23 protein-coding genes and 1 pseudogene are annotated in these 25,092 nt (G+C 60.4%); 11 read left to right on the plus strand and 13 right to left on the minus strand.

What is annotated here, in order from left to right; translation table 11 throughout:
• Positions 1–100: 100 nt before the first annotated feature.
• The 11 genes and pseudogenes from ubiE to ACOYXE_RS20595 all read left to right on the plus strand — a co-directional run bounded on the left by ubiE (position 101) and on the right by ACOYXE_RS20595 (position 8,220).
• The gene (ubiE, locus tag ACOYXE_RS20545; RefSeq protein WP_008080626.1) at positions 101–871 is read left to right on the plus strand and encodes a bifunctional demethylmenaquinone methyltransferase/2-methoxy-6-polyprenyl-1,4-benzoquinol methylase UbiE; all 771 of its coding nucleotides are present in this window, start codon (positions 101–103) and stop codon (positions 869–871) included.
• Entirely contained in the window at positions 871–1,494 is a 624-nt protein-coding gene (locus tag ACOYXE_RS20550; RefSeq protein ID WP_034152973.1) for a ubiquinone biosynthesis accessory factor UbiJ, read from the plus strand. Before ubiE ends, ACOYXE_RS20550 begins: the two co-directional genes overlap by 1 nt.
• A complete protein-coding gene (ubiB, locus tag ACOYXE_RS20555; RefSeq protein ID WP_150707963.1) occupies positions 1,491–3,095 on the plus strand; it encodes a ubiquinone biosynthesis regulatory protein kinase UbiB in 1,605 nt (534 codons plus the stop codon). The genes ACOYXE_RS20550 and ubiB overlap by 4 nt, the downstream gene beginning before the upstream one ends.
• A gap of 120 nt (positions 3,096–3,215) precedes the next feature.
• The gene (hisI, locus tag ACOYXE_RS20560) at positions 3,216–3,617 is read left to right on the plus strand and encodes a phosphoribosyl-AMP cyclohydrolase (RefSeq protein WP_007909357.1); all 402 of its coding nucleotides are present in this window, start codon (positions 3,216–3,218) and stop codon (positions 3,615–3,617) included.
• Positions 3,610–3,942, plus strand: a complete 333-nt coding sequence (locus ACOYXE_RS20565; RefSeq protein ID WP_003220849.1) for a phosphoribosyl-ATP diphosphatase — start codon at positions 3,610–3,612, stop codon at positions 3,940–3,942. The genes hisI and ACOYXE_RS20565 overlap by 8 nt, the downstream gene beginning before the upstream one ends.
• A 25-nt stretch (positions 3,943–3,967) precedes the next feature.
• The gene (locus tag ACOYXE_RS20570; protein WP_003220847.1) at positions 3,968–4,249 is read left to right on the plus strand and encodes a twin-arginine translocase TatA/TatE family subunit; all 282 of its coding nucleotides are present in this window, start codon (positions 3,968–3,970) and stop codon (positions 4,247–4,249) included.
• A 10-nt stretch (positions 4,250–4,259) separates the two neighbouring features.
• Positions 4,260–4,718 (plus strand): Sec-independent protein translocase protein TatB, encoded by a 459-nt coding sequence (gene tatB / locus ACOYXE_RS20575; RefSeq protein WP_160055071.1) that lies wholly within the window; start codon positions 4,260–4,262, stop codon positions 4,716–4,718.
• The gene (tatC, locus tag ACOYXE_RS20580; protein WP_460926513.1) at positions 4,715–5,506 is read left to right on the plus strand and encodes a twin-arginine translocase subunit TatC; all 792 of its coding nucleotides are present in this window, start codon (positions 4,715–4,717) and stop codon (positions 5,504–5,506) included. The genes tatB and tatC overlap by 4 nt, the downstream gene beginning before the upstream one ends.
• A complete protein-coding gene (locus tag ACOYXE_RS20585; protein ID WP_160055068.1) occupies positions 5,503–6,210 on the plus strand; it encodes a 16S rRNA (uracil(1498)-N(3))-methyltransferase in 708 nt (235 codons plus the stop codon). The genes tatC and ACOYXE_RS20585 overlap by 4 nt, the downstream gene beginning before the upstream one ends.
• A gap of 210 nt (positions 6,211–6,420) precedes the next feature.
• Positions 6,421–7,317, plus strand: a pseudogene (locus tag ACOYXE_RS20590) (methyl-accepting chemotaxis protein); the annotation flags it as partial.
• A 198-nt stretch (positions 7,318–7,515) separates the two neighbouring features.
• The gene (locus ACOYXE_RS20595) at positions 7,516–8,220 is read left to right on the plus strand and encodes a methyl-accepting chemotaxis protein (RefSeq protein WP_460929867.1); all 705 of its coding nucleotides are present in this window, start codon (positions 7,516–7,518) and stop codon (positions 8,218–8,220) included.
• A gap of 147 nt (positions 8,221–8,367) precedes the next feature.
• Here ACOYXE_RS20595 and ACOYXE_RS20600 read toward each other — a convergent pair whose 3' ends face one another.
• The 13 genes from ACOYXE_RS20600 to ACOYXE_RS20660 form a co-directional block, all read right to left on the minus strand.
• The gene (locus ACOYXE_RS20600; RefSeq protein ID WP_460926514.1) at positions 8,368–9,102 is read right to left on the minus strand and encodes an amino acid ABC transporter ATP-binding protein; all 735 of its coding nucleotides are present in this window, start codon (positions 9,100–9,102) and stop codon (positions 8,368–8,370) included.
• Positions 9,095–10,054 (minus strand): amino acid ABC transporter permease, encoded by a 960-nt coding sequence (locus ACOYXE_RS20605; RefSeq protein WP_150794142.1) that lies wholly within the window; start codon positions 10,052–10,054, stop codon positions 9,095–9,097. Before ACOYXE_RS20605 ends, ACOYXE_RS20600 begins: the two co-directional genes overlap by 8 nt.
• Before the next feature lie 130 nt (positions 10,055–10,184).
• On the minus strand, positions 10,185–10,982 hold the full coding sequence (locus tag ACOYXE_RS20610; protein ID WP_034152980.1) for a transporter substrate-binding domain-containing protein: 798 nt from the start codon (positions 10,980–10,982) through the stop codon (positions 10,185–10,187).
• Positions 10,983–11,358: 376 nt separating this feature from the next.
• Positions 11,359–13,929, minus strand: coding sequence for a glucans biosynthesis glucosyltransferase MdoH (gene mdoH, locus ACOYXE_RS20615; RefSeq protein ID WP_460926516.1), 2,571 nt, complete (start codon positions 13,927–13,929; stop codon positions 11,359–11,361).
• Positions 13,922–15,703 (minus strand): glucan biosynthesis protein G, encoded by a 1,782-nt coding sequence (locus ACOYXE_RS20620; RefSeq protein ID WP_174244426.1) that lies wholly within the window; start codon positions 15,701–15,703, stop codon positions 13,922–13,924. The genes mdoH and ACOYXE_RS20620 overlap by 8 nt, the downstream gene beginning before the upstream one ends.
• A 304-nt stretch (positions 15,704–16,007) precedes the next feature.
• Complete coding sequence (dtd, locus tag ACOYXE_RS20625; protein ID WP_460926517.1) at positions 16,008–16,445, minus strand: D-aminoacyl-tRNA deacylase; 438 nt, start codon at positions 16,443–16,445, stop codon at positions 16,008–16,010.
• A complete protein-coding gene (pip, locus tag ACOYXE_RS20630; RefSeq protein WP_008080611.1) occupies positions 16,442–17,413 on the minus strand; it encodes a prolyl aminopeptidase in 972 nt (323 codons plus the stop codon). Before pip ends, dtd begins: the two co-directional genes overlap by 4 nt.
• Positions 17,414–17,654: 241 nt before the next feature.
• The gene (gene hutG / locus ACOYXE_RS20635) at positions 17,655–18,458 is read right to left on the minus strand and encodes an N-formylglutamate deformylase (protein ID WP_460926519.1); all 804 of its coding nucleotides are present in this window, start codon (positions 18,456–18,458) and stop codon (positions 17,655–17,657) included.
• A 10-nt stretch (positions 18,459–18,468) separates the two neighbouring features.
• Positions 18,469–19,674 (minus strand): imidazolonepropionase, encoded by a 1,206-nt coding sequence (gene hutI / locus ACOYXE_RS20640; RefSeq protein WP_460926520.1) that lies wholly within the window; start codon positions 19,672–19,674, stop codon positions 18,469–18,471.
• A 358-nt stretch (positions 19,675–20,032) separates the two neighbouring features.
• Positions 20,033–21,565 (minus strand): histidine ammonia-lyase, encoded by a 1,533-nt coding sequence (gene hutH, locus ACOYXE_RS20645; RefSeq protein ID WP_160055052.1) that lies wholly within the window; start codon positions 21,563–21,565, stop codon positions 20,033–20,035.
• A 116-nt stretch (positions 21,566–21,681) separates the two neighbouring features.
• On the minus strand, positions 21,682–23,205 hold the full coding sequence (hutH, locus tag ACOYXE_RS20650; RefSeq protein ID WP_460926521.1) for a histidine ammonia-lyase: 1,524 nt from the start codon (positions 23,203–23,205) through the stop codon (positions 21,682–21,684).
• A gap of 134 nt (positions 23,206–23,339) precedes the next feature.
• Complete coding sequence (locus ACOYXE_RS20655; RefSeq protein WP_405122471.1) at positions 23,340–24,170, minus strand: quaternary amine ABC transporter ATP-binding protein; 831 nt, start codon at positions 24,168–24,170, stop codon at positions 23,340–23,342.
• A complete protein-coding gene (locus tag ACOYXE_RS20660; protein WP_007949591.1) occupies positions 24,167–25,018 on the minus strand; it encodes an ABC transporter permease in 852 nt (283 codons plus the stop codon). Before ACOYXE_RS20660 ends, ACOYXE_RS20655 begins: the two co-directional genes overlap by 4 nt.
• Positions 25,019–25,092: the final 74 nt, after the last annotated feature.

Here is a 25,092-nt window from a genome sequence, read left to right on the forward strand (position 1 = left end):
CAAATCGTCCCGAGGGTTGCCCATCTTACCTTTAGCCATTCCAAGACAAAGCATGGCTTGGGGATTAGAATGTCGCGCATTCTCTTTTGGTGACAGCGATATGACTGATCAGCGCAAAGGCAGCGATGCCGAACCCACCACTCACTTCGGCTTCAAAAACGTTCCGGAAAGCCAGAAAGCGGAAAAAGTCGCTGAGGTTTTCCACTCGGTAGCCGCCAAGTACGACCTGATGAACGACCTTCTGTCGGGCGGCATGCACCGTCTGTGGAAGCGTTTTGCGATCGAACTGTCGGGCGTGCGCAGCGGTAACCGCGTGCTGGACATCGCCGGCGGTACCGGTGATCTGACCAAAAAATTCTCGCACCTGGTCGGCCCGACCGGTCAGGTGGTATTGGCTGACATCAACGAATCGATGCTCAAGGTCGGTCGTGACCGTCTGCTCGATCTGGGTGTTGCCGGCAACGTCGAATTCGTTCAGGCGGACGCAGAAAAACTGCCGTTCCCGGACAACCATTTCGATTGCGTGACCATCGCCTTCGGCCTGCGCAACGTGACGCACAAAGAAGACGCCCTGCGCTCAATGCTGCGCGTGCTCAAGCCCGGCGGTCGTTTGTTGGTGCTGGAATTCTCCAAGCCGACCAACGCGCTGATGTCGAAAGCCTACGATGCCTATTCGTTCGCCTTCATGCCGCTGATGGGCAAGCTGATCACCAACGACTCGGAAAGCTATCGCTATCTGGCCGAATCGATCCGCATGCACCCGAATCAGGAAACCCTGAAGTCGATGATGGTCGACGCCGGTTTCGACCGCGTGACCTATCACAACATGACCGCAGGCATCGTCGCCCTGCACCGTGGCATCAAGCCCTGATGTTGCTCACCGGGCTGCTCGCCAGCGTTGAACTCGGCCTCAACCGGGTGCTGCGTCTCGACAGCACGGCGTTGCCACGGCTGGCGCATTTGACCGGCAAGGTGATTGCCGTCGACTGCCGCAGCCCGGCGCTGCAACTGTTCATTCTGCCGAGCGACGAAGGTTTGATGCTGGCGTCCCATTGGGAAACCGCTGTCGACTGCACCCTGCGTGCGCCGGCCTCGAGCCTGATCAAACTGGCCGTGAGCAAAGACAAGACTGCGGTGCTGCACGCCCCGGAAGTCGAACTCGATGGCGACAGCGGCGTGCTGCTGGAACTGGCCGGTGTGCTGCAGGATCTTGAGCTGGACTGGGAGTACGAACTCTCGCGCTGGCTCGGCCCGGTCGCCACGCAACTGGTCGGTGGCCATCTGCGCAGCCGCGCGCGCTGGTATCAACAAGGATTTGCCAGCCTTAACCAGAACCTCGCCGAATACCTTGCCGAAGAATCGCGCACCCTCGTCGGGCAGCGCGAAGCCGAAGCGCGGTTTAGCGAACTGGACCGGATCAAACTTGATCTGGAACGTCTCGAGGCGCGTTTCGAGCGCCTTTCCCGATCCCTCGACCCAAGCGATAACGCATGAAGCTGCTCGCCGTCCGCCGTCTGCTGCGCATCCAGTCTGTCGTGATCCGCTACCGCCTCGATGACCTGCTGTTCGATCTGCCGCTGCCCTGGTTTCTCCTGGCGCTGCGCTATGTGCTGCCGTGGCGCTGGTTCCCGCGCAAGCCGCTTGACCTGAGCCGGGGCGCGCGTTTGCGCCTGGCGCTGCAGGACCTCGGGCCGATTTTCATCAAGTTCGGGCAGATTCTTTCGACCCGCCGCGACCTGCTGCCGGAAGACATCGCCGATGAGCTGATGCGCTTGCAGGATCGCGTGCCGCCGTTCGATTCGCAGCTGTCGATCAAGCTGATCGAGGAGCAACTGGGCAAGAAGATCAGTGACGTGTTCAGCCGTTTTGACGTCGAACCGTTGGCTTCGGCTTCGGTGGCGCAGGTGCATGCCGCGCAGCTGAAAACCGGCGAAGAAGTCGTGGTGAAGGTGATCCGCCCGGGTCTGAAGCCGATCATTGCGCAGGATCTGGCGTGGCTGTTCATCCTTGCCCGCGCGGCTGAAAAACTGTCTGCCGACGCGCGTCTGCTGCACCCGGTCGACGTCGTGCAGGACTACGAAAAAACCATCTACGACGAACTCGATCTGCTTCGCGAGGCGGCCAACGCCAGCCAGTTGAAGCGCAACTTCGAAGGCTCGCCGCTGCTGTATGTACCGCAAGTCTATTGGGACTGGTGCCGGCCGAAAGTGCTGGTGATGGAACGCATCTACGGCATTCAGGTCACCGATCTGGCAACCCTCGCCGACCAGCGCACCGACATGAAAATGCTCGCCGAACGTGGCGTGGAGATCTTCTTCACCCAAGTATTCCGCGACAGCTTTTTCCATGCCGACATGCACCCAGGCAACATCTTCGTCAGCACCGTCAATCCGTGGAGCCCGCAGTACATCGCGATCGACTGCGGCATCGTCGGCAGCCTGACCCCGGAAGACCAGGATTATCTGGCGCGCAATCTGTTCGCCTTCTTCAAGCGTGACTACCGTCGCGTGGCGCAACTGCACATTGATTCGGGCTGGGTGCCGGCGGAAACCAAACTCAACGAATTCGAAGCGGCGATCCGTACCGTGTGCGAACCGATCTTCGAAAAACCGTTAAAAGATATTTCATTTGGCCAGGTGCTGATGCGCCTTTTCCAGACCGCGCGGCGCTTCAACATGGAAGTGCAGCCGCAACTGGTGCTGCTGCAAAAGACCCTGCTGAACATCGAAGGTCTTGGCCGTCAGCTGTATCCGGATCTGGACCTGTGGAACACCGCGCAGCCATTCCTCGAACGCTGGATGCGCGAGCGCGTCAGCCCGAAAGCCTTGCTGGGCAACGTGCAGAGCCAGTTTGAACAGCTGCCGCATTTGGCCAACATGGCTCGTGATCTGCTCGAACGCATGTCGCAACCGCACGCCTACGACCCACCGCCGCCATGGCATAAACGCAAGGACGACTGGTTCCTGCGCCTGCTCGGTTGCGCGCATCTGGCCGGCGGGGTAATCCTCGCCATCGGTGGCCCGCTGCACGAATTGGGGCATTGGCCGGCCGGAATCATGGTGGCCGTCGGCTTGTATCTGGTCGTTCGCCGATAGCACGAATCAGCTGCAAGTTATAAGCTGCGAGCTGCAAGCCTGACGATACTGGAACACCGCAATCTGCTCTTACTTGCAGCTTGGAGCTCAAAGCTTGTAGCTGCGTTTCGGGAATTGAAGATGAAAAACTGGCTGGACGAGATCAAATGGGACGCTGATGGCCTGGTGCCGGCGATTGCCCAGGATCACAAGACCGGACGCGTACTGATGATGGCTTGGATGAACCGCGAAGCGCTCGAACTGACCGCTGCGGAAAACCGTGCCATCTACTGGTCACGTTCCCGTGGCAAGCTGTGGCGCAAGGGCGAAGAGTCCGGCCATGTACAGACGCTGCATGAAATGCGTCTGGACTGTGACGCCGACGTGATCATCCTGATGGTTGAACAGATCGGCGACATCGCTTGCCATACCGGCCGTCAAAGCTGCTTTTACCGTGTCTTCGAAAACGGCGACTGGAAAACCGTCGACCCGGTTCTGAAAGATCCGCACGCTATCTATTCCGCAGGACACAAACATGAGTGACACCCTGACCCGCCTCGCTCAGGTACTTGAAGAGCGCAAAGGCGCAGCCGCCGACAGCTCGTATGTGGCTAGTCTGTATCACAAGGGTTTGAACAAGATTCTGGAGAAAGTCGGCGAAGAGTCGGTCGAAACCATTATTGCCGCCAAGGACGCTGCGATCAGCGGCGACTGCAGTGACGTGATCTACGAGACCGCCGACCTGTGGTTCCACAGCATGGTCATGCTTGCTCAACTGGGGCAGCATCCGCAGGCCGTGCTGGATGAACTGGATCGTCGCTTCGGCCTGTCCGGACACGTCGAGAAAGCCTCGCGTCCGTCCGCCTGAACAATTTTTAGAGAGGAACAGCAACATGGGCATTTTTGACTGGAAACACTGGATCGTCATTCTGGTTGTCGTGGTGCTGGTGTTCGGCACCAAGAAACTGAAAAACCTCGGCACCGACGTTGGCGAATCGATCAAGGGCTTCCGCAAAGCCATGAACGACGATGAAAAACCGGCCGCTGATCCAACCGTGACGCCTGCGCAGCCAGTGCCACCGGTGCAGCCGCAAGCCACCGCTCAGGCCAACCCGCCGCACACCATTGACGTGCAGGCGCAGAAAGTCGAAGAGCCGATCCGCAAAGACGTGTGAGCACTGACTAATGTTTGGTATCAGCTTCTCTGAACTGCTGCTCGTCGGCCTCGTCGCCCTGCTGGTGCTGGGCCCCGAGCGTCTGCCGGGCGCTGCACGCACCGCAGGCCTGTGGGTCGGCCGGCTGAAGCGCAGCTTCAACGCGATCAAACAGGAAGTTGAACGTGAAATCGGCGCCGACGAGATCCGTCGGCAACTGCACAACGAGCACATTCTGTCGCTGGAGCAGGAGGCGCGGAAGATTTTCACGCCGGTTCAGCAAGAGCCGACGCCGGTTGAGCATGTAGGTCAGCAGACAATTCATGCGCCGACCGCGCCTGTTACGCCAGCACCGGCACCCGCTGCCGTTGTAGCACCGACAGAGCCGGCGCCAGCCGCTGTGGAACAATCTGTTGAACACGTTGCGCCAACCGCCGCGCCGATCACACCAGCGCCTCAAGACCCTACTCTGCCGCCGCGAGCCCCATGAGCGATCTCCCCGAAAACGACCAGCACATGCCGCTGGTTTCGCACCTCACCGAGTTGCGCACCCGCCTGCTGCGTTGTGTGGCGGCGATCTTCATCATCTTCGCCGGGCTGTTTGCGTTCACCCAGCAGATCTACACCTTCGTCTCGACGCCGCTGCGCCAATACCTGCCGGTCGGCGCGACGATGATCGCTACCGACGTGTCGTCGCCGTTCCTGACGCCGCTGAAGCTGACGATGATGGTCTCGCTGTTCCTCGCGATCCCGGTGATCCTGCATCAGATCTGGGGCTTTATCGCGCCGGGCCTGTACAAGCATGAGAAGCGCATCGCGGTGCCGCTGCTGGTGTCGAGCATTCTGTTGTTCTACACCGGCATGGCGTTCGCCTATTACTTCGTGTTCCCGCTGATCTTCAAATTCTTCGCCGCTGCCACCCCGGCCGGCGTGGAAATGATGACCGACATCGCCAGTTACCTCGACTTCGTCATGACGCTGTTTTTCGCCTTCGGCGTGGCGTTCGAGATCCCGGTGGCCGTGGTGCTGCTGGTGTGGATCGGCGTGGTCGACGTGGCCTACCTGAAAAAGATCCGCCCGTACGTGATCATCGGCTGCTTCGTGGTCGGCATGATCCTGACGCCGCCGGACATCTTCTCGCAAACCCTGCTGGCCGTGCCGATGTGGATGCTGTTTGAAATCGGCATTCTGTTCGGTGGTTTGATCAGCAAGCGCGAACGACCGGATGAAAACGCGGCCGACGACCACAACGACCAGCCGCCAGCGACCCAGGCATGAACCTGCTGTTGCTCGAAGAGGCCGACTTCATTGCGGCCGACCGCGTAGTGCTGCGTGATCGACGCCTGACCCATATGCAGGAAGTTCACCGTTCGGAAGTCGGTGACAGCCTGCGCGTCGGGCGCATCGATGGGCTGATGGGTTCGGCTGAATTGCTGCGTCTGGAAGCGGGTGAAGCGGAGTTGCGTGTCAGCCTCGATCAGCCGCCACCGGCCAAACTGCCACTGACGCTGGTGCTGGCCCTTCCGCGTCCGAAGATGCTCCGCCGGGTGTTTCAGACCGTGGCGACCATGGGCGTGTCGAAGGTGATTCTGGTCAACAGCTATCGGGTCGAGAAGAGTTTCTGGCAGACGCCGTTTCTTGAGCCCGAGGCGATTCGTGAGCAACTGATCCTCGGCCTCGAACAGGCGCGCGACACTGTCCTGCCAGAGATCATCATCGAGAAGCGCTTCAAGCCTTTCGTTGAGGATCGGCTGCCAGCGATTACCGAAGGCACTCTCGGACTGGTTGGCCATCCCGGCAACTACCCGCCGTGCCCACGCGCCCTCAGCGAACCCGTCACCCTGGCCATCGGCCCCGAAGGCGGCTGGATTCCCTACGAAATCGATCTGCTGGCCAAGTCCGGCCTGCAACCGGTGCAACTCGGCGAACGCATCCTGCGCGTCGAAACCGCCGTCACCGCCCTGCTCGCACGCCTCTTCTGATTCTGCGCAGCAGATAAGTGGTGTTACAGATTGCCATCATTCGGCCGATACCCTCTCCATAAGTCCAATTAGTGGTCCGAAGGGAGTGGTCGCATGTACCGTTGGTTAGCCGAGAGTCTTGGAAACGTCAGCGTCAAACGCAAGCTGGGCATCGGTTTCGGCCTGGTGCTGTTGCTGACCCTGTTGATCACCTTCACCGGCTGGACCGGCATGAGCGGCATCATCAGCCGTGGTGACAAACTCGGCTTTATCTCCAGCCTCAACGAGCTGACCAAGGACCTGCGCCTGGCGCGCATGGACTACGACATGCGTCGCGGCGAGCAGGGACCGGGCACGGTCAACGAATTCCTGAGCAAACTCGAAAGCGGTCTGCAATCGGCACGCGGCATGATCGAGCAGCCGTCCGATGTGGCGATGGTTGATCAACAATTGGCTGCCGTGGCTGAATACAAGCGTGCCTTCGGTGAAATGACGCAGGCCACCGTGCAGCGTGAAGACGCGCGCAGCAAGCTCGGCGCCAATGCCGACAATGCCGTGGCCAAGGTCGGCGAGGTCGAGAGCGCACTGCTACAAGGCGACAGCATCGCGCAATACAACGCGGTGATAGAACTGAGCAAACTGCTGCAGCAAGCGCGATATCAGGTGCGCGGTTACACCTACAGCGGCAAGGCCGATGCCGAGCAACCCGCCCTGACCGCGATCGACAATGCCCTGAAAAACCTCGTAAGCCTGCCGTCCCGCGTCCCGGATCAGCATATCGGCAACCTGCAGCAAGCCACCGACTCGCTTAAGGCTTACCGTGCAGCCGTGGCTCAATTCCGTGATTCTCAAGTAAAAAACGCTGCAGCACTGGCCAACATGTCTGCTCAGGGCGACATTTTGATCGCTGTGAGCAAGAAACTCACTGAATCGCAGACCGTGGTTCGCGACACTGACGCGGCGCGTGCCAAAAACCTGCTGCTGATCGCCACCGCACTGGCGGTAGCATTCGGTCTGCTGGCCGCTTGGGCGATCACCCGGCAGATCATCATCCCGCTGAACCAGACCCTGAAAGTCGCCGAGCGCGTAGCTGCCGGTGACCTGACGCACAATCTGGTCTCGCTGCGCCGTGATGAACTCGGCCAACTGCAGCGCTCGATGCAGAGCATGACCCAAGGCCTGCGTGAACTGGTCGGCGGAATCAGCGATGGCGTCACCCAGATCGCCAGCGCCGCTGAAGAGCTGTCGGCGGTGACCGAACAAACCAGTGCCGGGGTCAATAATCAGAAAATCGAGACCGATCAGGTCGCCACCGCCATGAACGAAATGGCCGCCACCGTGCAGGAAGTTGCGCGCAACGCCGAAGAAGCTTCCGAAGCCGCCGTCGCCGCTGACCAACAGGCTCGCGAAGGCGACAAAGTGGTGGGCGAAGCGATCGCACAGATCGAGCGTCTGGCGGTTGAAGTCGGCCACTCCACCGAGGCCATGGGCGAACTGAAACGCGAAAGCGACAAGATCGGCAGCGTCCTCGACGTGATCAAATCCGTGGCCCAGCAAACCAACCTGCTGGCCCTCAACGCCGCCATCGAGGCTGCGCGTGCCGGTGAAGCCGGGCGTGGGTTTGCCGTGGTTGCCGATGAAGTACGCAGCCTCGCCCAGCGCACGCAGAAGTCCACCGAAGAGATCGAAGAGCTGATCGTCGGTCTGCAAAACGGCACCCAGCAAGTGGCAACGATCATGGACAACAGCCGCACCCTCACTGACAGCAGCGTTGAGCTGACCCGTCGCGCGGGCGGTTCGCTGGAAAGCATCACCCGCACAGTTTCGGCGATTCAGGCGATGAACCAACAGATTGCGGCAGCGGCCGAGCAGCAGAGCGCGGTGGCTGAAGAGATCAACCGTAGCGTGCTGAATGTGCGGGATGTGTCGGATCAGACGTCGGCGGCGAGCGAAGAGACGGCGGCTTCCAGCGTTGAGCTGGCGCGCTTGGGCACGCATCTACAGATGCTGGTCGGTCGATTCAAGGTTTGAAGTGATTCATCGGCCTCGGTTCACTGTGGACCGGGGTGATGCCATTCGCGAGCAGGCTCGCTCCCACATTGGACCGCGTCCGCCTGGACTACTCGGTCAACTGTGGGAGCGAGCCTGCTCGCGAAGGCGTCCTGAGAGACGCTGAAATTACAAGACCTGACGTAAGAAAGCCTTCGCGCGCGGATCCTTCGGCGCATCAAAGAATTCCGCCGGCGCCGCATCTTCCAGCAGCTTGCCGTGATCGAAAAATAACACCCGATCCGCCACTTCCCGGGCAAAGCCCATCTCATGGGTCACGCAGACCATGGTCATGCCTTCCACGGCCAGGTTTTTCATCACGTCCAGCACCTCGCCGACCATTTCCGGGTCGAGCGCCGAGGTCGGCTCATCGAACAGCATGACCTTCGGCCCCATCGCCAGCGCCCGGGCAATCGCCACGCGCTGTTGCTGACCGCCGGACAGGCGTGACGGAAACTCATTGGCCTTCTGTGCAATACCGACCTTCTGCAGCAACTCCATCGCCTTGGCCTCGCGCTCTTTCTTGCCGCGCTTGCGCACGACTTTCTGCGCCAGACAGAGGTTTTCCAGCACGGTCATGTGCGGGAACAGGTTGAAGTGCTGAAAGACCATGCCGACTTCGCGGCGGTAGGCGTTGACGTCGGTTGTCGGGTCGGCCAGTTGCAGACCGTCGATGCTCACCGAGCCGGAATCGAATTCCTCCAGGCCATTGAGGCAACGCAGGAAAGTCGACTTTCCGGAACCGGACGGGCCGATGACCACCAGCACTTCGCCCTTGGCCACCGTGGTACTGACGTTATCCACCGCGCGCACCACTTGCCCACGGGTGTCGAAGACTTTTACCAGATCGCGGACTTCAATCACTTTGCGCGAGCCTCCGCTCAAGTCGGCTGGCGATTTTCGACAGCGGCAGGTTGATCAACAGGTACAGACCGGCGACGCAGAACAGAATCTCGAACGGCGAGAACGAGGTGGTGATGACTTCACGGCCGCTTTTCAGCAGCTCGGTGATGGCGATCACCGACACCAGCGAGGTGTCCTTGACCAGGCTGATGAACTGCCCGGCCAGCGGCGGCAGCACGCGTTTCAGCGCTTGCGGCAGCACCACGTGGCGCATCGACTGACCGGCACTCAGACCGAGCGAACGCGCCGCTTCGTTCTGGCCACGGGCAATCGATTGCACCCCGGAACGGATGATCTCGGCCACGTAGGCACCGGTGAACAGCGACAGCGCGGCGATCCCGGCGAATTCGCGGGACAGGTTCATCACCGTGCCGATGAAGAAATAGAAAATGAAAATCTGCACCAGCAGCGGCGTGCCGCGTACCAGCTCGACGTAAATGGTCGAGAGGTCGCGCAGGGTCGGGTTGTTCGACAGCCGGCACAGGCCAGTGACCAGACCGATCAGCAAACCCAGGACACCGGAAACGACTGACAGCCAAAGCGTGGTCCAAAGGCCCCACAACAACGGTCCTGCCGCCCAATGCCGGGTCACGCCCACGACGTCGCCTTCGGCCACATCGTCGCCCTGAGCGAATTGCAGGCTGTTCTCGTCGACGGTCAGGTGCTGCTCGTCACCGGCGTCATTGCGCAGAGTGACTTGCGCGCTGCTGCCCTTGCGCACCAGTTCGGTGACGGTGGAAATGTCCGTGGCACGCTGGGTTTCTTCAGCCTGATAGGCGAAGTACTGCGGCACGCGATTCCAGCGCCATTCGTAGGACATCAGCGACGTCGCGTAATACAACGCGCCCGCGAGGCCGACCAGCACCAGCACGGTGAGGACGTGCCAGGGCCATTGGGCTTTTTTCTGTTTCATTGCAGGTTCCGGAATTGGTGTTGCTTACAAGGCCCTCTTCGCGAGCAGGCTCGCTCCCACATTTGAAATGCATTCCAATGTGGGAGCGAGCCTGCTCGCGAAAGGGGCGACGCGGTCTGGCAGACCAGCGTTATTCCATGTCCTTGAGCCACTCGGTGCTCTTGAACCACTTGTCATGGATGCGATCGTAGGTGCCGTCTTCGTGGATCTGGTGCAGGAAGTTATTGATGAAGTTGAGGCTGTCGTAATCACCTTTCTTCAGACCAAACGCCAAAGGCTCGTAGGTGAACGGCTTGTCGAGGAACACCAGTTTGCCGGCGCCGACTTTGGTCACCGCGACCACGTTGTAAGGCGCGTCGTAGATGAAGGCGTCAGCCTTACCATTGACCACGTCGAGCACGGCTTCCTGCTCGTTGTCGTAGCCGTGGTATTTGGCTTTGGAGATCAGCTTCTTGGCGACCATTTCGCCGGTGGTGCCGAGTTTGGAGGTGATACGGTAGTCGGCAGTGTTCAGGTCTTTGTACGACTTGATGGTGCCTTCCAGCTCCTTGCGGATCAGCAGGGTCTGGCCGACAACGATGAACGGTTCGCTGAAGTTCAGGCGCAGGTTGCGTTCCTGAGTCAGGGTCATGCCGCTGCCGATCATGTCGAACTTGTCGGTCATCAGCGCCGGGATGATGCCGTCGTAACCGGTGGAAACCAGCTCCAGCTTGACGCCCATGGCCTTGGACATGGCCTTGAGGATGTCGACTTCAAAGCCGATGATTTCGCCGCGCTTGTTGGTCATTTCGAACGGCATGTAGGTCGGATCCATACCGACTTTCAACGTGCCGCGCTTGACCGCGTCATCGATTGCACCGGCTTGCGCCGCATTGACTGCAACCAGTGCCGTGACGCCGACCAGCAGCATCGACAGATACTTCTTCATCTTCAAGTCCCCAAAACCATTGCGTGTGCGGCGCGAAAACCAACAGTGACGGGCAAAAAAGCCCGGGTGCGCCAATTCGGGGACGGATGCTAACGCACTCGTTTTTTTGCACAAGGTTTAATGGACGATTTGTTTAACAATCACGAGCTGACCCTCACCCCAGCCCTCTCCCGGAGGGAGAGGGAGCCGACCGAGGTGTCTCAAGCTATACGCGGACCTGAAAGATCGAGTCGATTATGGATTCGGTAAAGCAAGATCAGGTCGGTGTAACTCGAACATCCAACTCGGTCAGTCCCCTCTCCCTCTGGGAGAGGGCTAGGGTGAGGGGCTTTTCGGCGCCACAAAAAAACCCCGCTGAATCAGCGGGGTTCTCTCATCAGGCCGGCTGAGCCTGCAAGCTCACCGGTCTCAACGGCAACAACGGCGCATGCGGATCGGCTTTCACCGAAGCGCGCCATGCATCCAGCCACTCGGCGTGACCTTCGGCCCAGACCAGCTCATGCAGACGCGCCAGCGCCACAGGGTCGCTCAGTAATTGCAACCGATCATGGTTGTTCAGCCCGGCCGGGCCGACCTTGATCGCGTGACGCACACGTTCCTGACGCAGCCACTCGATCGGCTCGGCCTGACCGTGACGCGAGGTCGCCAGCGAGCACGCCAAAGCGTTCTGCTGTGGGTCGACCACCGCGCGGACGAAGCCGTCGTTGAGGGCGTGGTAACGATTTTCGTGGGTGTACTGATCAGTCGCCAGCAGCGCCTGTGGCGGATTGTATTCCTCAGGGATGAGGAACAGGCTCTCGTCACGGGACTTCAGGCCCAGACCGACACGGCTGGAGATCACCGACACCGGGATCGACAGCATCAGCGAACCGACAATCGGCACCAGCCACCAAAGGAAGCTCGGGTTCAGCCAGATCACCAGCAGCGCCCAGCAGAAGCCCAACAAGGTCTGCGGGCCGTGGCGTTTGACCGCTTCGCTCCATGGCGTCGAGTCGTCGTCACGTTGCGGCGAGTTCCAGGTCGCCGCCCAGCCGAGGAACGCGGCGAGGACGAAACGGGTGTGGAAAATCATCCGCACCGGCGCCAGCAGCATGGAGAACAGCATCTCCAGCAGCATCGACAGGGTCACCTTGAACTTGCCGCCGAACTCTTTCGCGCCCTTGACCCAGATCAGGATGATGCTCAACAGTTTCGGCAGGAACAGCAGCACGATGGTCGTCGAGAACAGCGCGATCGCCTTGTCCGGGTGCCATTGTGGCCACAGCGGATAGAGCTGACGCGGTTCAAGGAAGTACTGCGGCTCCATCAGCGTGTTCACCGCCAGCAGCGCGGTCGACAACACCAGGAAGAAGAACCACAACGGCGCCGACAGGTACGACATCACGCCGGTCAGGAACACCGCACGATGCACCGGGTGCATGCCTTTGACCAGGAACAGGCGGAAGTTCATCAGGTTGCCGTGGCACCAGCGACGGTCACGCTTGAGTTCGTCGAGCAGGTTCGGCGGCAGTTCTTCGTAGCTGCCCGGCAAGTCGTAGGCAATCCACACGCCCCAACCGGCACGGCGCATCAACGCGGCTTCAACGAAGTCGTGAGACAGGATTGCACCGGAAAATGCACCTTTACCCGGCAACGGCGCCAAGGCGCAGTGGTCGATAAACGGCTTCATGCGAATGATCGCGTTGTGACCCCAATAGTGGGATTCACCCAGCTGCCAGAAGTGCAGACCGGCGGTAAACAGCGGGCCGTACACGCGGGTCGCAAATTGCTGCATGCGCGCATACAGGGTGTCCATGCCCGACGCACGCGGCGCGGTCTGGATGATCCCGGCGTCCGGCGTGGCTTCCATCAAGCGCACCAGACTGGTCAGGCACTCGCCGCTCATCACCGAGTCAGCGTCGAGCACGACCATGTACTTATAGTCACCGCCCCAACGACGGCAGAAGTCGTCGAGATTGCCGCTCTTGCGTTTCACACGACGGCGACGGCGACGATAGAAGATCTTGCCGAAGCCTTTGGCTTCGCGGCAGACATCCAGCCAGGCCTGTTGCTCGGCGACACAGATATCGGTGTCGTTACTGTCGCTGAGCACGAAGAAGTCGAAACGATCCAGATCACCGGTGGCGGCGACCGATTCGAACGTTGCGCGCAGACCGGCGAACACGCGCGGTACGTCTTCGTTGCAGATCGGCATCACCAGCGCGGTACGGGCGTCTTTGGCAATCGGCTCGTTGCCGGCGCTTTTGCCGGAGATACGGTATTTATCGTGACCGGTGAGCAACTCGAGGAAGCCCATCAACGCGGTCCAGAAACCGGCCGATACCCAGCAGAACAGAATCCCGAACAGAATCAGGATGCTGGTTTGCAGCGCATACGGCAGCACTTGCGTGGCGGTTTGCAGCAGCGGCTGGTGCAGGACTTCTTCCAGATCAACGAACGACCAGCCCTGGTACGGCATGATGCCTTTCATGTACCAGCCGGCGACGATGGTCTGGCCAAGCATCAGCAGCAACAGAATGTAGCGGCGGATCGAACCGACGGTGCGCCAGCGCGCGGCCGGCAGGACGTTTTCGTCCTTCGGCGGCTGCGGCGGGTTGGTGCGACCGGTCATACGGCGCCAGCCACGCACCAGAATATTGGTGCGCCACGGCTCCGGAACCACCTTGGTACGGCGGATCGGTGGGGTGGCCTTGAGGCTGACCCGACCGCTGGCGTCGAGCACCAGCATTTCCGCTTCTTCCAGCTCTTCAGCCGTGCTCAGCGTCAGGCGCTTGCCCACCGAAGCCTGGGCGGCTTCGGCAGGGGCGTCGAATGTCGAGGACGACAGGCGTTCATGCAACTCGCTGAACGACTGGCAGCCCGCGAGTTCCGCGCGCTGCTCGTCGGTCATCGGCAGATGCGCCAGATACTCGGACAGAGTCTCTGGCTGTACTTGAGAGTTACTCATCGGCAGGCAACTGATAGCTCCAGGTCTCGGTCAGGACTTCTTCAGTCGGTGCCGATTCCGGTGTGGCTGGGGCCGCGTCCGCAGCAACTGGCTGCTTGGCGTCTTTGTTGGCCTTGTCCTTGGCATCCGCGGCTGGCTTGGCGTCGGCCTGTTTGGCCTCGGCGGCCTTGGCTTCCTTGTCGATTTTCTCTTGTTGCTTGGCGGCAACCTTGTCGGCCTTGGCGACGGACGAGTTGGACGCCGGCACCGATTTCGCCAGATCAGCGGTCACGACTGGCTGAACCAGAGCGGCACGCATCTCGGTCGACTTGCTCGCGTCCTTGATTTTCATCCGCAGGGTCAAGCGCCAGCCTTTGGTTTCCGGGTTGTAGCGCACGCTGTTCTCAACCAGTTCGGCGTTGTCACCAACACTGACCTGACTGCGCACATCGGCATCCGGGGTCAGCGCGGCCAGCGACGGACCTTCGAAGTCGACCAGGTAGGCAACGCTGCCGTCCGGCTGACGAATCAGGTTCGATTGCTTGACGTCACCGGTCGAACGCAGAGTCTGCGATACCCAGGCGCTGTCAGGCGCGTGAATCGCCGCTTCGTCCATGGTCCAGTGCATGCGGTACGCGAAGTCCAGTGGTTGGCCCGGCTCCGGCATTTTTTCCGGGCTCCAGAACGCAACGATGTTGTCGTTGGTTTCGTCGGCGGTCGGGATTTCTACCAGATCAACGGTGCCCTTGCCCCACTCGCCCTTCGGCTCGATCCAGGCGCTTGGGCGCTTGTCGTAGCGATCGTCGAGGTCTTCGTAGTGGCTGAAGTCGCGGCCACGTTGCAGCAGACCGAAACCACGCGGGTTCTCGACGCTGAAGTTGCTCACGGCCAGGTGTTTCGGGTTGTTCAGTGGACGCCAGATCCACTCACCGTTGCCGGCATGGATCGACAGACCGCTGGAGTCGTGCAGTTCACGACGGTAGTTGAGGACCTTCGACGGCTGGTTGGCGCCGAACAGGAACATGCTGGTCAGCGGCGCGATGCCCAGTTTGCCGACCTTGTCACGCAGGAACATCTGCGCCTTGACATCGACAATGGTGTCGCTGCCCGGACGCAGGATCAGACGATAGGCACCGGTGGCACGCGGCGAATCCAGCAGGGCGAAGATCACCAGGTGCTTGTCGCCCGGCTTCGGCTGTTGAATCCAGAACTCGCGGAAACGCGGGAATTCTTCACCCGACGGCAGCGCGGTATCAATCGCCAGACCACGCGCCGAGAGGCCGTAGGTGTGGCCCTTGCCGACAACGCGGAAGTAACTCGCGCCGAGCATGGTCATGATTTCGTCTTGCTTGTCAGCCTTGTTGATCGGGTACAGCACACGGAAACCGGCGTAGCCCAGTTGTTCGGTGGCTTTCGGATCGAATTTCAGGTCGCCGAAATCGAAGCGCGTCGGATCGTATTTGATCTCTTCGACGGTGTTCGCCGTGATTTCGTTGATTTTCACCGGTGTATCGAAGTGCATACCCTGGTGATAGAAAGAGAGTTTGAACGGAGTCTTCTGATCAGCCCACTCAGCCTTTTCGGTGAGGAAGCGGATTTTCTGATAGTCCGCGAACTTCATGTCGCGGAATTCGTTCGGCAAATTGCTGCGCGGGGCTTCGAACTTCTGCCCGGCCAGTTCTTTAGCTTTCGCCGATACATCGTCAAGATTGAACGCCCAAAGCTGACCGGCGCTGAGCAGGCACAGGAGCGCCGAACCCGCTACCAGGGCACTTCGCATGCGTTTGGCAGACATTTTTGCTGCATTACAGGGACTAACAATCACGAGCAACCCTCGCCGAAAACAGATCAAAAAACCAACGGCTAGCTATCTATATGCCAGGTTGGCGAGCATTGTTCCGACTCCGCAGGGGCAAAATGATTCCCCAATCGGATCCGGACAAGTCTCTACCTAAGTGAAAATGGATCAGCGAACGCTGATCCCAGTGCGCGCGATTATCTAGTAGCCCGCATGACAACGCATCAGGGGTAACAAAGTATTTATCGCGAAAACACCCTAAAAACAGTCGAAACTTCCCAAAAAGGTGTTTCAAGCGCATTCAGGTCTGTAACAAAAAGGTAACCGGGCCATCGTTGACCAAATGCACCTGCATATCGGCGCCGAATCTACCTGATGCCACAGTGCCATGCACCTGTTTCGCACTGCTCAATAGATAGTCGAACAATTCCTCGCCCAAGGCTGGAGGCGCGGCCGTCGAAAAGCTCGGGCGCAACCCGCTTTTGGTGTCGGCCGCGAGGGTGAACTGCGAGACCAGCAGCAACCCGCCACCGACATCGGCGAGGGACAAGTTCATCTTGCCCTCCGCATCACTGAATACCCGATAGCTAAGCAGTTTATGCAGAAGTTTGTCGGCGCTGGTACGCGTGTCGTCGGGTTCGACCGCCACCAGCACCAGCAAACCGTGATCAACGGCGCCCACTACCTCTCCATCTACCTCGACGCGCGCACCGCGAACGCGCTGTAAAAGGCCCTTCATGCTTCTTCGGGCGGCAGGTCGAGCAGGCGCCGGGCCATGTTGCCCGCAGCACGCACCAGTGCATCGGTGATGCCCGGTTCCGAGGCTGCGTGGCCGGCATCACGGATTACCTGCAGTTCGCTGTTCGGCCAGGCTTGATGCAGTTCCCAGGCGTTGTCGAGCGGGCAGATCACGTCATAGCGGCCGTGAATGATCACGCCCGGCAGATGGGCAATCTTGCCCATGTCGCGAATCAGCTGGTTCGGCTCAAGGAAAGCATTGTTGGTGAAATAGTGGCATTCGATCCGCGCAATCGACAGCGCGCGTTGCGGCTCGGAGAACCTATCGACCACCAGCGGGTTCGGCCGCAGGGTCGCGGTGCGCCCTTCCCAGGTCGACCAGGCTTTGGCCGCGTGCATCTGGGCGATCTGGTCGTTACCGGTCAGACGCTTGTGGAAAGCGCTGAGCAGGTCGTCGCGTTCGTCCAGCGGAATCGGCGCGATGTAGTCCTGCCAGTAATCAGGGAACAGACGGCTGGCACCGGCCTGATAGAACCACTCGATTTCCTGCGGACGGCAGAGAAAGATCCCGCGCAGGATCAGACCGTGAACACGCTCCGGGTGGGTTTGTGCGTAAGCCAGCGCCAGGGTCGAACCCCACGAGCCGCCGAACAGCACCCATTTGTCGATGCCCAGGTGTTTGCGGATGCGCTCAAGGTCAGCGACCAGATCCCAGGTGGTGTTGTTTTCCAGGCTCGCGTGCGGCGTGGAGCGTCCGCAGCCGCGCTGGTCGAAGGTGACAATGCGGTACAGGTTCGGATCGAAATAGCGACGGCTCTGCGCGTCGCAACCGGCGCCGGGGCCGCCGTGGATGAACACAACCGGCAAACCCTCCGGCGAACCGCTTTCGTCGACGTATAGCGTATGGGTGTCATCGACAGCCAGATCGTGCCGGGCGTGAGGTTTGATCTGCGGAAACAAAGTCTGCATTGCGCGCTCCGTAAGGGGTCGAGGTCATCCCTGGGGGGACTTCTATTATTCTGCCGTTGGGCATCATAAACCCGATTTACGTCAATGAGCATGCTCTAGAGCAGTCACCGTTTGTCAGCCGTAAACTTCGCAGGGTGTACACGATCCTGTGGGAGCGAGCCTGCTCGCGAATGCGGTGTGTCATTCAACGTAGATGTTGGCTGACCGGACGCCTTCGCGAGCAGGCTCGCTCCCACAGGGGTTATGCGCTGTAGTGAGACTTTGCCCACGCCAGATAGCCCTGCAGCAGTTGCTTGAGCACTACTTGCGTCGGCTCGGCCAGATCGGCGCGATAGCGGAACGGTTCGAACTCTTCCATGTAGGTGCTCTGGCACAACTCCAGTTGCACGGCGTGGATGTTCTCGGCCGGGTTGCCGTAATGGCGGGTGATATGACCGCCCTTGAAGCGCCCGTTGAGGACATGGCTGTAATCGCCGTGGCGTGCGCAGATCGCTTCCAGTTGTGCAGCCAACTGCGGATCGCAACTGGCGCCATTGAAGGTGCCGAGGTTGAAGTCCGGCAGTTTGCCGTCGAACAGGTGCGGGATGATCGAGCGGATCGAGTGCGCATCGAACAACAGCGCGTAACCGAATTCGGCTTTCAGTCGTGCCAGCTCTTCCTGCAGCGTGCGGTGATACGGCGTCCAGATCTGCTCCAGATAGGTTGCGCGCTCTTCTTTCGATGGCTCGTGCCCTTCGCGGAACAACGCAATGCCATCGAACAGCGTCGCCGGATACAGTCCGGTGGTGGCGCCGGCGTACAGCGGCTTGTCGTCGGACGGACGGTTCAAGTCGATGACGAACCGCGAGTACTCGGCAGCCAGAGTGCTCGCGCCCAATTCCTCGGCGAAGTCGTACAGCTGCGGAATGTGCCAGTCGGTGTCCGGCAGGCTTTTCGCGTCCGCGATCAACCCGGCCTCCACCGCTGGGGTCAGGTGCACACCGGCATGCGGCATGCTGATCAGCAGCGGCACGCGACCTTGTTTGAAGTTCAGAACCTTATCCACAACCGCTCTCCTACAGACTTGATTCGACGCCGTGACGCACGACGCGTTTGTCCAGATCGCCACCCAGCCAATAAGCCAGATCCGCCGGACGATCAATGTGCCAGGCAACGAAATCCGCGACCTTGCCGACTTCCAGCGAACCGTGGGTGGCCGCCATGCCCAGTGCTTGCGCGGCATGAATCGTCGCACCGGCCAGGGCTTCTTCCGGGGTCATGCGCAAACAGGTGCAGGCCATGTTCAACATCAGCCGCAACGACAGCGCCGGCGAGGTGCCAGGGTTGAGGTCGCTGGCGATGGCGATCTTCACCTTGTGCTTGCGCAGGGCTTCCATAGGCGGCAACTGGGTTTCACGCAGGAAGTAGAACGCGCCCGGCAGCAGCACGGCGACGGTGTCGGCTTCGGCCATAGCGATGGCGTCGGCCTCGTCCATGAATTCCAGGTGATCCGCAGACAGCGCCTTGTAGCGCGCGGCGAGGCTGGAGCCGTGCAGCGACGACAGTTGTTCGGCATGCAGTTTCACTGGCAGGCCGAGTTTTTGTGCGGCGATGAACACGCGTTCGACTTGCTCAGGGGAGAACGCCAGGTATTCGCAGAAGGCATCCACGGCATCGACCAGACCTTCGGCAGCCAGTGCTGGCAGCATTTCGCTGCAGATCAGGTCGATGTAGTCATCGGCGCGATCTTTGTATTCGGGCGGCAACGCGTGGGCCGCCAGGCAGGTGCTGCGCACGCTGATCGGCAGCTCTTTGGCCAAGCGCCGGATGACCCGGAGGATCTTGCGTTCATTGGCCAGATCGAGGCCATAGCCGGATTTCATCTCGACTGTGGTCACGCCGTCGCGCATCAGGCTTTTCAGACGCTTGGCGGCGCTGGCGAACAGCTCGTCTTCAGTGGCTTCGCGAGTCGCGCGCACGGTGCTGGCGATGCCGCCACCGGACGCTGCGATTTCCGCATAGCTGACGCCTTGCAGGCGCTTTTCGAATTCGCCGCTGCGGTTACCGCCGAACACCGTGTGGGTGTGGCAATCGATCAGGCCGGGCGTGACCCATGCACCTTGCAAGTCGTTGACCGCCGGGTATTCGCCGGAGGGCAATTGATTGCGCGGGCCGATCCACTCGATGTGCGCACCGGACGTCACAATGGCCGCATCTTCGATGATCGAGTAGACGCCTTGCGCCATCGTTGCGACGTGGCAGTGTTGCCAGAGGGTTTTCACTGTTGGCCTCCGTTGGGGGTTGGTTTGGTGGGTGGCCTCTGAAAAGCCCCTCACCCTAGCCCTCTCCCGGAGGGAGAGGGGACTGACCGGGTTGTTCTGTCGAGATACATCGACCTGAACGTCTTGAGCCGACCTCAGGTTCTGAAAACGATGAAGATCGGCTCCCTTCCCTCTCTCCTGGGAAAATAAGGACTGACCAGGTTGTTCTGCCGAGGTAAATCGACCTGAAAGTCTTGAGCCGAACTCAGACTTCGAAAACGATGAAGATATACTCCCTTCCCCCTCTCCCCCCTGGGGGAGAGGGTTGGGGTGAGGGGGATCGATTTCAGCAACTGCAAACATCCCCCTGAAAACACACTTACAAACTAGGCAAAAGCTTCGCCGAAACCAACCCAGTCAAACACCGCGAAGCCAACAGCTCAGTCGCCGCGTTAATGTCCGGCGCAAAGAACCGATCCTTCTCATAAAACGGCACTTCCTTACGCAGAATAGCCCGCGCCTGCTCCAGCTTCGCCGAGGTCTTCAGGCCGTTACGCAGATCCAGCCCTTGCACCGCCGCCAGCCACTCCACCGCAAGAATCCCGCGCGTGTTTTCGGCCATTTCCCACAAACGCTTGCCAGCCGCAGGCGCCATGGAAACGTGGTCTTCCTGGTTGGCTGAAGTCGGCAGGCTGTCCACCGAATGCGGATGCGACAACGCCTTGTTCTCGCTAGCCAATGCCGCTGCCGTCACTTGAGCAATCATGAAACCGGAGTTCACCCCGCCATTGGCCACCAGGAACGGCGGCAGCTGCGACATGTGCTTGTCCATCATCAGAGAGATTCGGCGTTCGCTCAGCGAGCCGATTTCAGCGATGGCCAGGGCCATGTTGTCAGCAGCCATGGCCACCGGTTCGGCGTGGAAGTTACCGCCGGAAATCACATCGCCTTCAGCAGCGAAGACCAGCGGGTTATCGGAAACGGCATTGGCTTCGACAGCCAAGACCTCAGCGGCCTGACGGAACTGGGTCAGGCAAGCGCCCATGACTTGCGGCTGGCAGCGCAGCGAGTACGGGTCCTGAACCTTCTCGCAGTTCTGGTGCGAGTCGGAGACTTCGCTGCGCTCACCGAGCAGATCGCGGTAAGCCGCAGCGGCGTCGATCTGACCTTTCTGGCCACGCGCGGCGTGAATACGTGCATCGAACGGCGAACGCGAACCCAATACCGCTTCAACCGTCAGACCGCCCAGCGCCAACGCACCGGCAAACAAGTCTTCACCTTCAAACAGACCACGCAGCGCGAACGCGGTGGACACCTGAGTGCCGTTGAGCAGCGCGAGACCTTCTTTCGCCGCCAGTGTCAGCGGCGTCAGGCCGGCCACTTTCAGCGCCTCGACAGCTTCCATCCACTCACCCTTGTAGCGCGCCTTGCCCTCGCCCAGCAGCACCAGCGACATATGCGCCAACGGCGCCAGGTCGCCCGACGCGCCCACCGAACCTTTCAGCGGAATGTGCGGGTAAACCTCGGCATTGATCAGCGCGATCAGCGCATCAATCACCACACGGCGAATGCCGGAGAAACCACGGCTGAGGCTGTTGACCTTGAGCACCATGATCAGCCGCACCAGCTCGTCGCTGATCGGCACGCCAACACCGGCGGCGTGGGACAACACCAGCGAGCGCTGCAGATTTTCCAGGTCTTCGCTGGCAATGCGCGTCGAGGCCAGCAGGCCGAAACCGGTGTTGATGCCGTAAGCGGTGCGATTCTCGGCGAGGATCTGCTCGACGCAAGCGACGCTGGCTTCGATCTGTGCCGAGGCGCTGTTGTCGAGAGTCAGCTTGACCGGGTTCTGGTAGACGTCACGCAGTTGGGCCAGGCTCAGTTGGCCGGGAATCAGGTTCAGCGCAGTCATTTTGTGCTCCTTTTGAGAGTTTGTTATTAACTCGCCAGACGCTCCGGAGATGTCCGTTGTCCGTCGCGTCTCGCCTTTTGGGGAGTCGCGCCTTGGCACGCTGGCGTGGGTATTGGTCAGTGCAAATTCGGTAAAACGTTGTGCGGCAGATTCGGGTTTTTCAACACGCTCGCAGCGGCAGCGATGTCCGGCGCCAGCCAGCGATCCTGATCGTAGGCCGGGACTTTTTCGCGCAGCAGTCGCCAAGCGACATCGGTGCCAGCGCCAAAGCGCTGTTCCTTGAGAAATTCAAACGCCTGCGCCGCCAGCAGGTATTCGATGGCGAGGATCTGCGTGCAGTTTTCCAACGCGCGATGCAGCTTCAGCGCGGCATTGGTGCCCATGCTCAAATGGTCCTCCTGCAGGCCCGAGGTGATGTAATTGTCGAGCACCGCCGGTTGCGCCAATTGGCGGTTTTCCGCACACAGCGATGCGGCGACGTACTGAACGATCATCATCCCCGAGTTCACCCCCGGATTGGCCACCAGAAACGCCGGCAGACCGCTGACGTGCGGGTTGACCAGACGATCGAGGCGACGCTCGGCAATCGAACCGATTTCGGCCATGGCAATTGCCAGCAAATCCGCCGCCATCGCCACCGATTGGCCGTGGGGGTTGGCCTGTGACATCACCCGGAAATTGTCCGGTGTGCCGAGCAACAGCGGGTTGTCGGTGCAGCCGTTGAGTTCCGCTTCGACCTGCTTGATCGCATGGTCGAGTTGATCACGCGCGGCGCCGTGCACTTGCGGGATCGAGCGGATGCTCAGCGCATCCTGAGTGCGGATGCCTTTGCTCGACGCAATCACTTCACTGCCATCGAGCAAGGCGCGCAGATTTGTGCCGACTTGCTGCATGCCCGGATGTGGTTTCAGCGCGATGATCTCGGCATCGAACGCATCGATCTGACCGCGCTGGGCTTCGAAACTCATCGCGCCGATAACGTCGGCCCACTGCACCAGCCGCGTGGCGTCGGCAATCGCCAGACAGCTGAGGCCGGTCATGCACGGCGTACCGTTGACCAGGCACAAACCGTCCTTCGCACCGAGTTGCACTGGTTGCAGGCCTTCTTCGGCCAGCACCTGTTGCGCCGAGGTGATCTGCCCGCGATAGCGGACATTACCGACGCCGAGCAACGCGATGCCGATGTGCGCCATGTGGGTCAGGTAACCGACCGAGCCTTGCGACGGAACCTGCGGGGTGACGCCGCGATTGAGCAGTGCCAGCAGGCCTTCAACCACGCGGCGGTGGATGCCGGATTTGCCGTGGCTGTAGTTGTGGATCGCCGCGCAGATGATCGCGCGGGTCTGCTCGTCGGCAAGCACCGGGCCGACACCGCAGGCATGGCTGAGCAGGGTGTTGCGCGAGAGCTGGCTGAGTTGTTCGTCTTTCAGGGAAACGTTGGACAAACCGCCCAGGCCGGTGTTTACGCCATAGGCGCGCTCGCCGCTTTCGACGATGCGCTGGACGATGGCTTGGGCGTTTTCGATGCGCGCCCAGGTGTCGCTGGACAGCTCGAGTTGAGCGCCGTGACGGGCGACGGCGACCACGTCCTGCCAACGCAGAGGGGCGCCGGTGATAACGATTTTTTCAGCCTGGGACATCTAAAACCTCAACCGTAATATTGATGCAGCTGTGCCGGCCCCTTCGCGAGCAAGCTCGCTCCCACATTGGAATGCAGTTCCCTGTGGGAGCGAGCTTGCTCGCGAAGAGGCCAGCACAGCCAACACAAAACTGCTTAAACCACCGCCGCACGCCGCTGCACGAACCGGTCAACGTACTCATCCGCCGGCGAATGCAGGATCTCTCTCGGCGTGCCGACCTGTATCAACTTCCCGTCCTTGAGAATCGCAATGCGATTGCCGATGCGCACCGCCTCATCCAGGTCGTGAGTGATAAACACGATGGTCTTGTGCAGGGTCTTTTGCAGCTCCAGCAACTGATCCTGCATCTCCGCACGAATCAGCGGATCCAGCGCACTGAACGCCTCATCCATGAGGATGATGTCAGTGTCTGCCGCCAAAGCGCGCGCCAAACCGACACGCTGGCGCATGCCACCGGAGAGCTGGTGCGGGTATTTGTTTTCGTAGCCTTTCAGGCCCACGGTGTTGATCCAGTGCAGCGCACGTTCCGAGCAAATCTGCTTGCTCTCGCCACGCACCTTCAGGCCGTAGGCGACGTTGTCTAGCACGGTCTTGTGCGGCAACAGGCCGAAGCTCTGGAACACCATGCTGATCTTGTGCCGGCGAAATTCGCGCAGGGCGTCCATGTCGTATTGCAGGATGTCCACGCCGTCGACGAGGATCGCGCCGCTGGTCGGGTCGATCAGCCGATTGAAGTGGCGCACCAGCGTCGATTTGCCCGAGCCCGACAGGCCCATGATCACGAAGATCTCGCCGGTGCCGATGCTCAGCGACAGGTCATTAACGCCGACCACACAACCGGTCTCGCTCAGCACCTGATCCTTGGTCTTGCCCTGACCGACCATCGCCAGTGCGTCCTTGGCACGGTTGCCGAAAATCTTGAAGACGTTTTTGACTTCGATCTTGCTCACGGTTGCGTTGCTCATTTGCTCACCTCATGCCGTGGCCGACCGTACGCCTGAGTAATGCGGTCGATGACCACTGCGAGAATCACGATCGCCAGACCGGCCTCAAGACCACGTCCGACGTTGAGGGTCTGAATCCCCACCAGCACATCTTCACCCAGGCCACGGGCGCCGATCATCGAGGCGATCACCACCATCGACAGGGCCATCATGGTGGTCTGGTTGATCCCGGCCATGATGCTCGGCAGGGCCAGCGGCAGTTGCACGCCGAACAGTTGCTGCCAGCGGTTGGCGCCGAAGGCGTTGATCGCTTCCATCACTTCGCCGTCAACCTGACGAATGCCCAGATCAGTCAGGCGAATCAGCGGCGGCGCGGCGTAGATCACCGTAGCGAAAATCGCCGGGACCTTGCCCAGACCGAACAGCATCAGCACCGGGATCAGGTACACGAAACTCGGCATGGTCTGCATGATGTCGAGCAGCGGCATCAGCACCGAACGCAGGCGATTGCTGCGCGCCGAGAGAATCCCCAGCGGAATGCCGATCAGCACCGAAATGATCGTCGCGACCATCATCAACGCCAGGGTCTGCATAAGCTTGTCCCACAGGCCAACAGCGCCGACGAGGAACAACAGACCGACGATGACCGCCGTGGTCACCACTTTGCGCGTGGCGTGCCAGGCAACTACACCGACGATCGCCAGCATCAACCACCACGGCGCCGCACGCAGCAGGCCTTCAAGGTTGACGATGGCCCAGAGCAGGGTGTCGGAGATATGGCGGAACACATCACCGTAGTTGGTGACCAGCGAATCGACCCAACCGTTGACCCAGTCGGCGATGGAAAAGGTAAAGCTTTCGGGAAACATAAGCGGCTCTCAATCAGAAATCTCAATCAAGCGTTTACGGCATATCTCCCGGCCAGCCTCACGGTTGACCGGGA

It is taken from the genome of Pseudomonas sp. MC6, from assembly GCF_054790575.1.